The organism is Maribacter sp. MMG018, from assembly GCF_018100785.1.
Taxonomy (GTDB): domain Bacteria; phylum Bacteroidota; class Bacteroidia; order Flavobacteriales; family Flavobacteriaceae; genus Maribacter.
In genome coordinates, this window is record NZ_JAGJEC010000001.1 from 1,056,462 (window position 1) to 1,070,365 (window position 13,904).

Annotated in this window: 13 protein-coding genes; 2 read left to right on the forward strand and 11 right to left on the reverse strand. The window is 39.5% G+C overall.

The window, feature by feature from the left end; all coding sequences use genetic code 11:
- Nucleotides 1-91: 91 nt before the first annotated feature.
- Together J8L85_RS04590 and J8L85_RS04595 are read right to left on the reverse strand one after the other, a co-directional pair.
- Entirely contained in the window at nucleotides 92-904 is an 813-nt protein-coding gene (locus J8L85_RS04590; protein WP_211014992.1) for an NAD-dependent epimerase/dehydratase family protein, read from the reverse strand.
- Nucleotides 897-3,182, reverse strand: coding sequence for a M28 family peptidase (locus J8L85_RS04595; RefSeq protein WP_211014994.1), 2,286 nt, complete (start codon nucleotides 3,180-3,182; stop codon nucleotides 897-899). The genes J8L85_RS04590 and J8L85_RS04595 overlap by 8 nt, the downstream gene beginning before the upstream one ends.
- Before the next feature lie 119 nt (nucleotides 3,183-3,301).
- Here J8L85_RS04595 and J8L85_RS04600 point away from each other — a divergent pair, with 119 nt between their 5' ends.
- Nucleotides 3,302-3,766, forward strand: a complete 465-nt coding sequence (locus J8L85_RS04600; protein ID WP_211014996.1) for a CBS domain-containing protein — start codon at nucleotides 3,302-3,304, stop codon at nucleotides 3,764-3,766.
- A 94-nt stretch (nucleotides 3,767-3,860) separates the two neighbouring features.
- Here the strand turns inward: J8L85_RS04600 and J8L85_RS04605 are convergent, their stop codons facing one another.
- From J8L85_RS04605 to J8L85_RS04620, 4 genes are read right to left on the reverse strand one after another with little or no spacing between them, the layout of a single operon-like run.
- On the reverse strand, nucleotides 3,861-4,211 hold the full coding sequence (locus J8L85_RS04605; protein WP_211014998.1) for a hypothetical protein: 351 nt from the start codon (nucleotides 4,209-4,211) through the stop codon (nucleotides 3,861-3,863).
- Nucleotide 4,212: 1 nt separating this feature from the next.
- Nucleotides 4,213-4,704, reverse strand: coding sequence for a DUF6265 family protein (locus J8L85_RS04610; protein ID WP_211015000.1), 492 nt, complete (start codon nucleotides 4,702-4,704; stop codon nucleotides 4,213-4,215).
- A 51-nt stretch (nucleotides 4,705-4,755) separates the two neighbouring features.
- The gene (locus J8L85_RS04615) at nucleotides 4,756-5,139 is read right to left on the reverse strand and encodes a VOC family protein (protein WP_211015002.1); all 384 of its coding nucleotides are present in this window, start codon (nucleotides 5,137-5,139) and stop codon (nucleotides 4,756-4,758) included.
- Nucleotides 5,139-5,711, reverse strand: a complete 573-nt coding sequence (locus J8L85_RS04620; protein WP_211015004.1) for a pentapeptide repeat-containing protein — start codon at nucleotides 5,709-5,711, stop codon at nucleotides 5,139-5,141. The genes J8L85_RS04615 and J8L85_RS04620 overlap by 1 nt, the downstream gene beginning before the upstream one ends.
- Nucleotides 5,712-6,043: 332 nt before the next feature.
- Between J8L85_RS04620 and J8L85_RS04625 the strand changes: the two genes are divergently transcribed.
- Nucleotides 6,044-8,602 (forward strand): cyclic nucleotide-binding domain-containing protein, encoded by a 2,559-nt coding sequence (locus tag J8L85_RS04625; RefSeq protein ID WP_211015006.1) that lies wholly within the window; start codon nucleotides 6,044-6,046, stop codon nucleotides 8,600-8,602.
- Nucleotides 8,603-8,630: 28 nt separating this feature from the next.
- On the opposite strand, the gene J8L85_RS04630 is transcribed toward J8L85_RS04625, so the two are convergent.
- The 5 genes from J8L85_RS04630 to J8L85_RS04650 form a co-directional block, all read right to left on the reverse strand.
- A complete protein-coding gene (locus J8L85_RS04630) occupies nucleotides 8,631-10,184 on the reverse strand; it encodes a M20/M25/M40 family metallo-hydrolase (protein ID WP_211015008.1) in 1,554 nt (517 codons plus the stop codon).
- A gap of 193 nt (nucleotides 10,185-10,377) precedes the next feature.
- Complete coding sequence (locus tag J8L85_RS04635; protein WP_211015010.1) at nucleotides 10,378-11,337, reverse strand: hydroxyacid dehydrogenase; 960 nt, start codon at nucleotides 11,335-11,337, stop codon at nucleotides 10,378-10,380.
- Nucleotides 11,338-11,826: a VOC family protein gene (locus J8L85_RS04640; protein WP_211015012.1), complete on the reverse strand. Its 489-nt coding sequence runs from the start codon at nucleotides 11,824-11,826 to the stop codon at nucleotides 11,338-11,340. It abuts the gene before it with no gap.
- A gap of 3 nt (nucleotides 11,827-11,829) precedes the next feature.
- Complete coding sequence (locus J8L85_RS04645) at nucleotides 11,830-12,993, reverse strand: mandelate racemase/muconate lactonizing enzyme family protein (RefSeq protein ID WP_211015014.1); 1,164 nt, start codon at nucleotides 12,991-12,993, stop codon at nucleotides 11,830-11,832.
- A 1-nt stretch (nucleotide 12,994) separates the two neighbouring features.
- Nucleotides 12,995-13,882 carry a sugar phosphate isomerase/epimerase gene (locus J8L85_RS04650; protein WP_211015016.1) on the reverse strand — a complete coding sequence of 296 codons (888 nt, stop codon included), beginning with the start codon at nucleotides 13,880-13,882 and terminating at the stop codon, nucleotides 12,995-12,997.
- Between the last annotated feature and the right edge of the window lie 22 nt (nucleotides 13,883-13,904).

Consider the following 13,904-nt stretch of genomic DNA (forward strand, 5'->3'; position numbering starts at 1 on the left):
ATAGGTTAACTTCTTAACTATCTAAAAATCAATTGATTATTATGTATAATAAGACGATTTATGTTGTGAAAACTAAAATAGGAGTGGTAAACTATTCTTGCAATGGTGTTAAATAAGTGAATTTTTTAGCGATAAATGGATGGCAAGAGGTGATTTTTTTAGGGTTTTTAGATTCAAATGATTGATATTCAGGTTGTTTTATATTTCTTTTAAGGGCTTCGTGAGAATAGTATTGTTGTTTTGTTGGATGGTCTGGGTACACCCCGTTCAACAATGTTCCCCAAATGTTTTCTGTTAATACACCTGTTATAAGGCGAATACAATCGTTTAAATGGATGAGGTTGATAAGGGCATTTCCGTTTTTTAGGTTTTGCCTGCCAGAAAGCATATTTATAGGGTGCCTATCGGGGCCTATAAGACCTCCGAACCTTATAATGGTAGTTTTAAAGTTATCGTTTCCTATAAAAATATTTTCCGTTTGTAATAGTTGTCTGCCAGATTCTGATGAAGGTAGGGGAGTTGTTTTTTCGTGGACTTCACCTTGAGAATCACCATAAACAGCGGTACTGCTGATAAAAACAACCTTTTTAATGGACGATTTGTTCAGTTCGGTAACCAAAAACTGCATCTTTTTTACATAACTCTCCTTCTTTCCTTTTCCCCTTAGTCCGGGCGGTATATTTATAATCAATATATCTACATCTAATAAAAAATCATGTATCGGACCTTCTATACCTTTTTCTGAAATCTTTATATGGTATGGAGTAATGTTTTCATTGGTCAATAGTGCCAATTTATCAACGGATGTGGTGGTACCCTTAACAGCGAAACCTTCTTTAATGAAGTTTTTTGCCAACGGAAGGCCTAACCATCCACACCCTATTATCCCAATTCTTTTAATCAAATGTTAGTTTTTGAACGGTTAAAATAGCATCGTTCAGTACAAAAGGCATCGGAATGTTATTTTCCGGTCTTTCGGGTACGGTAAACCGTTCATTGTTGAGCAGGTCGTTAGATGCCTCGTAAAAGGTTAATTCCAAAGAATCGTCATTAGGGAACTCTAAACTTAACTCTGTATACTGATTGTCGCTGATGTAATGGGTTACTAATTTGCCGTTTCTTCTATTTTTTAAATAATGATCCGAAAGAACAATACCATTTACCCTGGCTTTATTGATGGAAACGTTATTCGTAAATATTTCCAACCTGTTTACATTACGTTTGGGTGTAATGCAGATTTGCAACCTTCTTGTTTCTCCTATGACCGTGTCTTGCGAAACTTCGAGGGTCGGCGGTGTTATGTCTTTTAACGGGGCTGTTGCGGTATAAGTAAAACCTGATCCGTACTTACTACTGATGGTTTTTGCCGAAAGTTTTTCGGGAGTAGTTTTTTCGGGGTCTATGTATTGTTTTGTCCAATTGGAAAGGGTTTTTTCGTAGGTGGCCCATTTTGCCTGATTCTTGTCTACATCCAGCATATATACCAAACTGGTAGGTTTGGCATTCTCGACGGTGAAGTCAGAATCGAAATGTGCAGAAGCCATAAAACCTACAAATAGCAAAAAGCTGATCAATGCCATGCTTCTTTTGTTCTTGTATCTCGTGATCAACGGTAAAAGAAGGTAGAAGGTAAGGGTCGTAAATATGGTGGATGCAACCATCATTTTTAAGCCTAGGGCAATAGGGAACAACTGGATAAAAGGAGCAAATATGAAAATTGCGGGCAAGGCCAAGAACAATAATAAAAATCCGTTGGGGTTTTTCTGGTTTATTACGATGTAAAATGCAGCCAACGCTCCGTATACCGGAATTATAAAGAATGCTGCCCCATCTAAATATAGGCATAACAATGTGCAAATGACAAGCCATAGAAAAAGGGGCGCCACCAACAAATTTGGGGTTTTAACTATTTTTAATTTATGGTACGCATAAAAACAAACACTTACCGAGAAAAAAACAAAAGCAAAAATATAGGCATGCCCGTTATACGTAAAACCATGTAAAATATCTGCATATTGTGGGTAGATAAATTTTAATGCCGACCAAGCAAAATAACCTACAATACCATTGATTGCAAGAGAGGTCAATAGAGGAAGAAAACCTTTTAAGATATCTTTTCCGTTCAATACATTTTTTTTGAACCCGAGGACCAATAATACCAAAAAGGCCACAAAACCCATCAGTAACATGGGCCAGAGCCACTCAAACGGGTATGAAATCAATTTAAAGAAAGGGATGTTGAAATAAACGGAATCTTTTAGACTTCTGACCGTACTCAAATCTATCTTGCTAAAATGATCTAAAAGGGCAACCAAATAACTTCCTTGATGTGCTAAAGTATTACGGTCCAATCGTTCATAGGTATCGTGTGCCGTATGGTAATCAAAATGATCGTCAATGAAGGCAAAGTTGAAGCCGTCTATATCTGCATTTTCCCTAAAAACGGTCAAATCGGTATCGTTAGGTAATAATTTGTAAATGCTGTATGCCAAAGAATTGGCAACAGGGTAATCGGGGTCTGCTTTTATAAACTCTTTGATGAGGTTATTGTTGCCTCTATTGGTTTCCAATAGCATAATTCCGGGGCCCCCACTGCCACGAGCCTCGAAATTTAGCACCAATCCTACGTCTTTGGTCCATGGATGTTCTCTTACGAACAGATCGGCACCGTTAAGCCCCAGTTCTTCTGCATCTGAAATAAGAATGATGATATCATTTTTTGGAGCTTCCTTCTTTGCTAAAAAGGCCCTAACACTCTCTATTATGGTAGCTACTCCACTGCCGGCATCACTTGCGCCCAAAGAAGAGTGGGGGCTGCTGTCGTAATGACTTAATAACATAAGGGCTTTTCCTTTTTCGGTACCCTTTATACGAGCGATTATATTAATGGCTTTGCTCAAATTGCCCCAATCACCAGCGGTATACCCTTCTTGAATCTCTGTTTGTAGTCCTAGTTTTTCCAGTTCGGAAACAATATACGAGCGGACTTTTTGGTGCGCGGGAAAACCTACTGCGTGCGGTTCTTTGGATATCTCTTTGACGTGGGTTAAAGCTCGGTCGGTTGAAAAAGAAGTAGTGTCCACTTTTTTATCTGGAGAATAAATGGGTGTCATGGACCTAAAACTCCAATAAATAGCTAAGATAATAAGTAGTAGGGTGGTTACGGTCGTGGTTTTTTTCATAAATTTTTGATTCTGGTTAAAATTATAAAATATTAAAGTAATGACACGTTATAACGAATTTTTTTAGTAAATACATTATTTTTTAATATATTTATTAATTAACCTTCAATATAAACGTTATGGGAATCAAAAGCTTTCAAGGAATTCGTAAGAATGTTAAAAAAGAATTTGATGCTCCAATACTGGTTGCTGATCATATGACCAAAAAATTGATCACTTTTAGGCCTGATCAATCAATTCTTGAGGTTATGGAGCAATTTGCGAAGCATCATATCTCTGGGGGACCCGTTATTGATGATAACGGATTTTTGGTCGGTATTATATCTGAGGCCGATTGTATGAAACAAATCTCGGAAAGTCGCTATTTTAATCAACCTATCTTAGACAAGAGTGTTGAGCGTTTTATGACAAAGGAAGTGGAGACCATTCCGCATGATATTACCATTTTTGATGCTGCGGGTATTTTTGATATGCATAACCGTAGAAGACTGCCCGTAATGAAGAACGACATATTGGTAGGGCAAATAAGTAGAAAAGATATTGTGGTCGCGGCACTTAATTTAAGCGGGCACAATTGGAAATAGTTTTTTTTCGATTAATTAGTTAGAAATAGTTTGTTGCAAAAAATGCTTCTACAGGAAGCATTTTTTATATAAAGGTTTTTCGGAAGCACTTTACTTATTCTCTTTTTACGATCATGTAATAATCGTTGTCTAAGGGTAGGTACCCCAAATCGTATATAAAGTAATAGGTAGTTCCCTTTTTTGTAGTGTAAAGGTTGGTGATATAATCAAAATCAAAACCTCTGTGCAATAACTGGGTTCTTGTGGTTCTGGTCTTGCCATCGGTTAACTTAAAACTCTCCAAAATGCGATAATTTTTTCGTAGGCGGTTGTTGATATTGCGCATTAGGTTTTTACTGTCTTTGTTGACCCTGTTGTTATAGGCGTTTCTACAGTGGTCGTTACAGTACTTTTTATCTATTCTGCCTATGATTTCAGTACCACATTCCAAGCATTTTTTTTTCATGCTATTGTTTTTTGTAGTTGAATTTCATTTCTTCCTCGGTACCATCTTCATGCCCTATAACTACATAAATGTTCACTTCTTGGTCAGAAATCCGCTCCATGGTAAAACCATCAAAATATATTTTGTTGTCCTCTAATTTGACTAGTTTAAAGTCTACCGTGTCTTCTTTCTCTTCCCAACCGGTAAGGTCTCCGTTAAAATGTTTCAATTGCAATAAGAGGGTGTTTTCTATTTCTTTAATATGGCCAAGCTCATAGAAAGTTACCTTGCCATCCGCCACAAGTTTAAAAGAAAACATCATACTGCCACCCAAAGGAGGACTCCAAATTTCTTCGGTGATGCCTCCAAAAGCTTCGCCTTTCCAATGCCCTGTCATCCATGCTACTTGTTCTAAGGTTGCTTTTGGGGAGTTGAAACCCTCTTCAAAAGAGAGGGTATGTTGTGAATAAAGCGAGAAACAAAAAAGAAGTAATGCCGGTACTATTAATTTCATGATCGGAGTTTGTAACAAGTTACAAATTATCCAGTTACAAAAAATACCGGTTTATAGTTCATAAAATTCGATAGGTAAATTATCGGGGTCAGAGATAAAGGTGAATTTTTTTTCTGTTGTAGCATCGGTGCGAACCGGTTCGGCCAATATTTTATGTTTTTCGCAATGGGCCATTACCTCATCTAAGTTGTCTACGGCAAACGCTAGGTGACGTAAACCACAGGCTTCGGGCCTAGATGCTCTCTTTGGCGGATCGGGAAAAGAGAAGAGTTCAACCACATATTTTCCGTTAAGGGCCAGATCCAATTTATACGATTGCCGCTCCTCCCTATAGATTTCCCTTATAATCTGTAAGCCCAATACCTGTGTGTAAAAATGTTTTGATCTTTCGTAATCGGAACAGATTATGGCTATATGGTGAATGTCTTTAAGCATTACAGGGTAACTTTTATTTTATGTTTTGCCAATAAGCCGGGCAACGCTTCCAAACTAAAATGGGCATGGGTCAATTTGTTTTTACCAGGATCTAGAACAATGTTATAAGATGAGCGTAAGTCTGCCTTCATTAGATCGGTATTAGAGAAAATAGCTTTGTCCAGGTCACAGTTTTCAAATTGTGAATTATGTAAGATGGCTTTGGTAAAGTCTGCCGAAATTAATTTACAATCGGTAAAGCATTGGTTTTTTAAGGTGAGTCCGTAAAAAGAGGTAAGGTTGAGAACACAATCCAAAAAAGTGAAATTCATTAAAAAATCATTACAATCCTCAAATTTTAACCCGATCATTTTACAGTGTTTAAAATCCACTTCCTTGAAAGTGGTGTTCGTAAGATTGGCATTGCTTAAATTACAATCTACAAAAGTACACTCCATAAAATTCTGATTGTCCAGGTAAGCGCCGGAAAAATTACAACTCTCAAAAGTGCAGTTTTCATAGGCTGCCCTTGGCAGGTTATTTTGGGTGTAATCTTTTGACTTAAAAATCTGGTCATAGATAAAATCTGACATGGTATGATCTTATGTTACTATTTTGGTTCTTGGCAAGGTGTCGAATATAAATTTAACAATTGCCTATAATTCATGTTTATTTTAAATGATCAAGATACTAAAACCGGTAAGGTTTATTTTAAAATCGAAAGGTATTTAATAAGGAGTCTTCCACATGTCTTTGAGTGTAGTTGCCATTTGGGCGATTGTTGTAAAAGCCAGTAATATTTGTGGAATTTTTTAAAAAATGGGGGGCATTTTGCTAAAATGGTTTTAATGATGCCCGTGTTTCGGTTTTCGGTTTAAACTTAATAAGTTAGTTGGCCGGATTTGGGTAAAAAAGACATTGTTTTTTGGGAGAAAGTATACATATTGAACGGTTGAAGGAGTATTTTTCGGAAGGCAATACTACCACATATTTAAAAGATCATATAATCTGTGATATTCATAAAAAGGTAAAAACTTTTCGTTGGCTTATAGAGGGTAGCGTTGATTATTATATTGCCGTAGAGAATCCGGATAACGATCTTTTGGTCTGTACTATTTCGGAACCTTATACAACACTTGGTCTAAATGGGTTCAATCAGCGAAAGCGTTATACCTACAAGGCCGTAATTGCTTCGCCAAAGGCCATTTTTTATGAAATACCCCTTAAAACACTAAAAGATTTTATTCGGGAGGATACTCAAAACTTATTGCTTAAGAGTATCGGGGTAAAGCTTTACCGTCAATTAAGAACCGCTCTTCTAAAGCAAACAGAGTTGTTGAATCCGGTACGGTTTCAACCTTTTGTAGAAGACCGTGAGTTCTATATTACCCCTAATTCAGAGCAATCTGAGATAGTATCGTTGATGAGGCGATCGCCCTTTCTTGATTTTTTTGAGGAAAAGTACCTAAAAGCTATGGCGGATATTGCCGAAAGAAGAGAGTATGAACCGGATGAGGTACTTTATGTGCAAGATGGTTCCAGTAACGGACTTTTTATATTGATACATGGTGAGGTTGCGATCAAGAGGGTGGAAAATAATATAGAGATCCGACAGCGCTCTATTAAAAATTCGGGATTTATTTTTGGATGGTCGTCCTTGTTGGAAGAGAAAGATATCTGTTCGGCCATAACTACACAAAAGACATCGGCCTACTTTATTCCTCAACGAGACTTAATACGGTTGTTTGTTCGGGACAAAGCTTTTGAAACTCTTTTTTATGAGAAATTGCTTTGGCTCATGGGCAATCAGATGAACGCGGCCTTCGTGCGTTATGTAGGGCTATTGGGCAAGCATAACCTGCAGGCGGTATATCAATTGATAAATAATAATAAGTCTAGAATTAAACTGGCTTCCCCATTGCACCAAGTACCGCATTTGTTGGCAAATATTAATACCAAGCCTTTTGCTTATTCCGCACTGACCAATATATTGAACAATGGTACTGCCCTAGAACGGCATTTGGCATCGCTGAGCTTGGAGTTGCTCTCAGAGGACAAAAAAGAGCTTGCCTTTATAAATGGGCTACGTAATATTTATGAGGTTGTGGCCGAACGGGAGAATGTTGATTCTGAAAAGAGTCGAAAAGCTTGTGCAGAGGTGACTTCAAAAGTTTTTGACAAAGTACCCCACGTCATAGAAGGATGGGAGAATCTACCCGATAATCCAGGAAATATTTTTATTTACAATCACCTGGTAAACGATACGTATTATACGCTTAACAATAACTTTCAAATTACGCTCGATTCGCATTTTTTGAGTGCTATGGTCCTATATAGAAAATATGGGGAGCCGGGTATAAGAACCGTTAGAATAGGAAAGGGGCAAGAATATGGGCATCAAAATTATTATGACCGCTTGGGGTATATAAATGTTTACACAAAAGAGTCAGAAGAGACCACGGCGGAAGAAAAGAAAGCATCTAGAAGTATCTTTTATAGCAAGGCTTCCAAATATCTGGAAAACAATTATAATCTGATCATAAGTCCCGAGGGTACTTCTTATAGAACCGAAGAATCGCCCGGACCTTTTAAATTAGGTAGTTTTAAGTTGGCGATGAATTCTTTTCCAGAACCCTATATAGTACCGGTGGTTATGGTTAATTTTGATCATAGAATAGGAAAATCGCTTTACTATTGTAGTATTAAAAAGCCCTTTAAGTTGAGCGATAAAGTGCCTTCCAGAAAAATGGGAGACCTTGTAGATTTTGTAAATGAGTATCAGTTGCAATACAAGAAAGATGTTAAACAGGCGATAGACAGGGCAGAAAATTTATTTATGGCACCTACCAAATCAGAAGGTCAAGAGCCTCCAGAAATATGGAGAAATGAAATCAAGAGGTTAAAAAGAAGAATTGCACAGTTAAGTTCACAAGAAAATTTGATTGCATTTTACGGTAGTTCTTCTATTCGTTTATGGGTGAATATGCAACGAGACCTTGCGCCAATGAATGTGGTGAACCTTGGTTTTGGTGGATCTTCGTTTGCTTGGTGTATTCACTACTTTGAAGAAGTGTTTAAAGACGCCAACCCCTATAAAATTGTTTTGTATGCCGGGGAGAACGATTTAAGCGAAGGCAAGACACCACAAGAGGTGTTGGCAGATTGTAAAGAGCTTGTGCAGTTGATTTACAATAAGTACCCGGGTATAGAATTGGCTTTGATAAGCCTAAAACCGAGTGTTGAAAGAGAGGCTCTTATTCCATTGATCATGGAAACGAACCTCTTGCTTTCAAAATATATTATATCAGAGCTTAATGCACAATATATCAATGTCTTTGGACAAATGATCACTACCGAGAACAGACCTATTCCCGAACTATATATGTCCGATGGGCTCCACCTGAACAAAAGTGGTTATGCTCTGTGGAGCAACGCCATTAAAAAAGCGTTACTTGCGACCGATAATCTGGAAACAGAGCAATGATTAAAGCTCTGATAAAGAGGCGGGATATTTAATCTAGACCTCCTCTTCTGTTCGGGCTCTTTGGTGTTGGCCATTCTCGTTGTTCACCTGTTCTTGGATTTATGCCCAATACTGCTTTTTCGCGTGATGTTCTTTCTGGATCCTCGCAGGCCATATAAGTTAGTATTGCCGTTAGAATGGCATTGTTGCGAACATCGTCGAAAACAATTTTGTCATAGGTGTCCAAATTTGTGTGCCACGTATAATTCCAATAGTCCCAACTTAAAGAGCTTAATGAAAAAGCCGGAGCTCCCGCAGCTACAAAAGAAGCGTAATCCGATCCCCCACCTCCCGGAGCACCTGGGAAGGTAGTCTCGATTTCATTTTTATACGCTTTTGGTACCGCCTCTAACCATTTTCCTAAATAGGCATAGGAATGTAAAAATCCTTGACCGGATATTCGAACAACCCGGCCTGTTCCGTTATCTTGGTTAAACAGAGCCTGTAGGCCGGCTACTATTTTGGGATTGTCCTCTACAAATGCCCTAGATCCGTTTAAACCTTGCTCTTCACTTCCCCAATGGCCTATTATAATGGTTCTTTTGGGGTTGGGGTATACCTTTTTAAGAATGCGTGCGGCCTCTAACATGGTAATGGTTCCTGTGCCATTGTCGGTAGCACCCGTTGCTCCGTCCCAAGAGTCGAAATGAGCGGAAAGTATAACATATTCGTCCGGTAGTTCTGTACCGGGTATGGTGGCAATTGTATTAAAAGTAGGTACCTCGCCTAGCTCTTTGGATTCGGCTACAATTTTAATTTCTGGTTTTGCTCCATGTTCTACCATACGGTATAACATTCCGTAGTCTTCCAAAGAGATATCTACGACCGGAATTTTGTCTGTTCCGGCACTGAATATCTTGTTGGAGCCAAAACCTTTAGACCATCTTGATTGAGCAATGCCGACAGCTCCGGCTTTTTCCAATGCTTTGTTGATGGTTCTGCTAGAGTATCCGGTGTTGTTCATGTTTTTACGCCATTCCTTTTCCATTTCCTCCCTTTCTTTTTTCATTTTGGCAAATGAAGCTTCAGTGGCGAATTTTTCCCAATTATCATCGGGTCTTCCGGTGGGTTGTGGCATACTTACCATTCCGATCTTGCCTTTTACGTTTGGTAGCCATTTGGCAAAGGCGAGTGAATCTGATACTTTGGGTAAAGCTATCAATTCGGCAGTAACCCCTTTTTTGCCTGTACTTGGGTTCCATGCCAATTGTGTGGCGTGTAAAGAGGCCACTCTAGGCGAAACCATGTCTACGTGGGTAATGCCGCGCTCCCAACCGCGCCATGTTCCCCATTGCTGGTTCTCCGCACTTATACCCCATTTTTTATAGGTGTTAACGGCCCAATCGTGTGCAGATTTCATTTGGGGCGTACCAACCAATCGTGGACCATTATAGTCCATTAATTCGTAAGCCAATTGTTCTAGTTGAGAATTTTCAATGGCTTCTTTCTCTATGGCCGCAACAATTTCTTCGGTAGTTTGTGACCAACCGACGATGGCCGTAAATAAAAAACAAAAGAATGTTAGAAAGTTCGATTTTTTCATTTTCAGTGTTGTTTGGAATTAGTTAACAAGTTAAGGAATATAGGTCGAAAACGGAATATTGCTTCTTTGTTTTAATACGTCTGTACTGGTTACAGATATCATTACAGAGATTTATAGGTACCATATCATGGGCACCACGTGGTATTTTCCTATAGGTTGGGCCTAGAGAAGTTACATTTAGGCAATAGCTTCTTTAATTTTTCAACTCTTTTTGATTAAAAATGCAGTCGTTCGTAGGTTCTTCGTTTCTTAAAATTGCGATGGTGTTTTTTGCCGTTAGCATGCACATATGGTTATAGGTAGTCTTTGTTAAACTACCTATATGGGCGGTTATGCATGTATTTGGTAAATTTAATAAAGGGTCGTTTGGTATTGGTGGTTCGTCGGCCAAAACATCGGCGCCAAAACCTCCTATTTTTTTATTGTCAAGTGCTTCGTAAAGAGCCTCTTGGTCTATTATTTTGCCTCTTGCGGTATTGATGAGTATGGCAGAAGGTTTCATTTTGGCCAAAGCATCTTTATCAATTAATTTTTCGGTCTTTTGGGTTAACGGTACATGTAGGCTGATACAGTCGGCCGTACTAAGAACTGTTTCAAAAGACTTAAAAGGGTAGGGGACATCTTCTTTTTTTGAGCTCCAATAGATAACGTTCATCCCGAAGGCGTCAGCTATTTTAGCAACTTTTTTGCCAATATTCCCTAGGCCCAATATTCCCAGTGTTTTACCGTGTAATTCATCCCCGACATAGCCTCCCCGTTCTGTCCATCGGTTTTCTTTTACCATGGTAATGGCGTTGTAGAGATTGCGTTGCAACATTAACAATAACGAGATAGTGTGTTCTGCGATAGTATTTGCATTGCTGTTTGGGGCGTTTACCACTTTGATGCCTCTTTTAGTGGCTTCGGTAACATCAATATTGTCCAAGCCAACACCGCACCTCGAAATAACCTTAAGGTCTGGGCATGCATTCATAAGTGAAGATCGTACCTGACCCTTGCCTCTGGTAATTATGGCATCTATTTGATGTTCTTTTGTATGTTTCTGTATCGAAGGTTCGTCGTAACCCTGTAAAATGATCAGGTCTTTGTCCGACATTAATAAATGCATCGCATCATCTGCAATGGTCTCTAGAAGTAAAATTGTTTTAGACATCTATTTGTTATGATATAGGGTTGCATCTTTGGTCTTGTAACCTCTAAAATCATTTCTTCCAGAGACATAGATACCATCCTTATAAAGCTCGTCCTCAAATATTTTAGGGTCTATATGGGCACCGGGCTCCGATGATAGTTCCACTAAATTTCCAGAGGGGTCACGTATAAACATCTGAATGGCGCCATCTGGTAATTGTCGTACTTTTCCCCAAGGTCTAATATCTATGATACCTAATTCTTTCATACGAAAAAATATAGTATTGATATCATCGACCTGTACACATATATGTCCTCTGAACGAGTAGCTGTCTTCCCATTCCGTTAGGTGTAACTGCTGTTCTTCGTTGAATTTAAAGAATGCCGTAGGGTAGTCGAACAAAAATGCGGGAATGGGCTCTAGTCCCAGTTCATTTTCGTAAAACCTACAAGCTTCCTCTAAGTTGCTAACGATCAATGCTACATGATTTATCTTTACTGCTTTTGCCATGGTTTATTGTTTAAATTCTTTTACGAAGTCCCAATTAGGGTTCAATCCCAATCCGGGTTTATCGGGAGCTGTGATCATGCCTTTGTCGTCTACACTAATTTGTTCCTTTACGAGGTCGTACATCATGGGGTTTCCGCCCAAAGAAAACTCGATAACGTTGGCCGATGGAGATGCGAATGCCACCGATACCCCCGCCATGAAAGAAAAGGCCGATCCCCAACAATGGGGGGCTAACTCCAATTGATAGGTATGTGCCAATTGCGAGACCCGCATAGCTTCGGTAATACCTCCGATAATGGCACAATCTGGTTGTAGAACATCCAGTGCACGTTCCGCTATCATATCACGTATATCAAAAGCGGTATATTCACTTTCTCCGGCAGCAATGGGAATATCGGTACTAGCCCTAACTTCGGCGGTTCCAATTCTGTTGTCAGGGCTAATGGGTTCTTCAAACCAGTATAGGTTGCAATCGGCAACACCTCTACAAAATTGTTTTGCCTCCGGTACACTAAAGGTGCCATGGGCATCTGTCATTAATTTAATATGGTCCGGTAGGGCCATGCGTGCCGCTTTTACCCTTTCTATACTTGTCTTCACAGTTTCGTCCATTACGCCTACACGCATTTTTACACCCGAAAACCCTTTAGAGGTATAGCTTTTTAACTGTTCGCCAATAGCATCCACTTTGGCCCAGCCACCACTGGCATAGGCGGGCATTTTATCTCTACAGCTACCACCTAAGAGTTCCACTACCGGAACTCCTAACGATTTTCCTTTAATATCCCATAGTGCGGTATCTATACCGCTTAGTGCAGAAATGGTAAGTCCCCTTCTTCCCAAGATAGGAAACTTACGGCCCCTAGATAAGGCATAATGGTCTCTGGTGCCGTTGTAGGCCTGTTCCCATATTCGAGAAATATGTCTGGCGTCTTGGCCGATCAATTGTGGTTTTAATTCGTTTTCGATACAACTGACAATACTGGCGCAGGAACCTGAGGAGCCAACGGCCGCTTTTGCTTCTCCAAAACCTTGAAGGCCCGATTCTGTGGTAACGACTACCAAGGTCATATCAAAATTGGTGAGAAGTCCGTAATCGCTAAAGTGTTGTTTTTCTTTTGGAATGGGACATCGCAACCAAAAAGCTTCTATGTTGGCTATTTTCATGTTATTTTATCAGTTTGGTTAAGGTTTCAATGGATTTTCTTGTCAGCATGGTATAAAATTCATCGGTAATGGCGGAGCTTCCATGGTCTTCCAAAAATTTCTTTTGTTCGGCAGATAGCCCTTCTGGGTTGGTGTCTATGGAATTTGGATAGGGGTTCGCAGGTGTGCGGTCTAAGGGAGCACAGAACTCTACAGAAAGTACTTTGTCGTAGTCAATCTCTTTAAGCGTAGCAATAATTTTGTTCCAATTTAAATGGCCCATACCCGGAGCCATGCGATTGTTGTCGGCAACATGAAAGTTCACCAAGCGTTTGCCTACTTTTTTTATCGTTTTGTATAGGTCTTCTTCCTCTAGGTTCATGTGAAACGTATCTAGGCAAACCCCACAATTACTGCCTACGGCCTCTGCCAAGGCAAGGGCCTGTTCACCACGGTTGATAAAATAGGTTTCAAAACGGTTAATGGGTTCAATACCAATTTTTAGACCAAGGTCTTCGGTATACCTATATATTTCCTGTATGCCCTCTACGGCCCATTCCCATTCTTGGTCGGGGGTAGCATCGGGAATGATCTTGCCAACGGTCGCCGGAACCAACGATATTACCGATCCCCCAAGTTCTGAGACCATTTTTGCAATATCCTTTACATACTGAACCGACATTTTTCTCTGGGCAACATCTTTTGCCAAAAGGTTACGGTCTTCCAACATCAATGTCACAGACCCCCAACATTTAATGCCATATACGTCCAATAATAATTGCACTTTTTGGGTGTCGTAATTTTCAGGGGTGCCCTGTATTTCTATATATCCGTAATCTAATTTTGATATTCTGTTGAGGGTGTGTTCTAGTGTTTCGGCCCTCATCCAATTGTGTATGGCTAATTCCATAAGTTATTTTGATTGGTGGTGT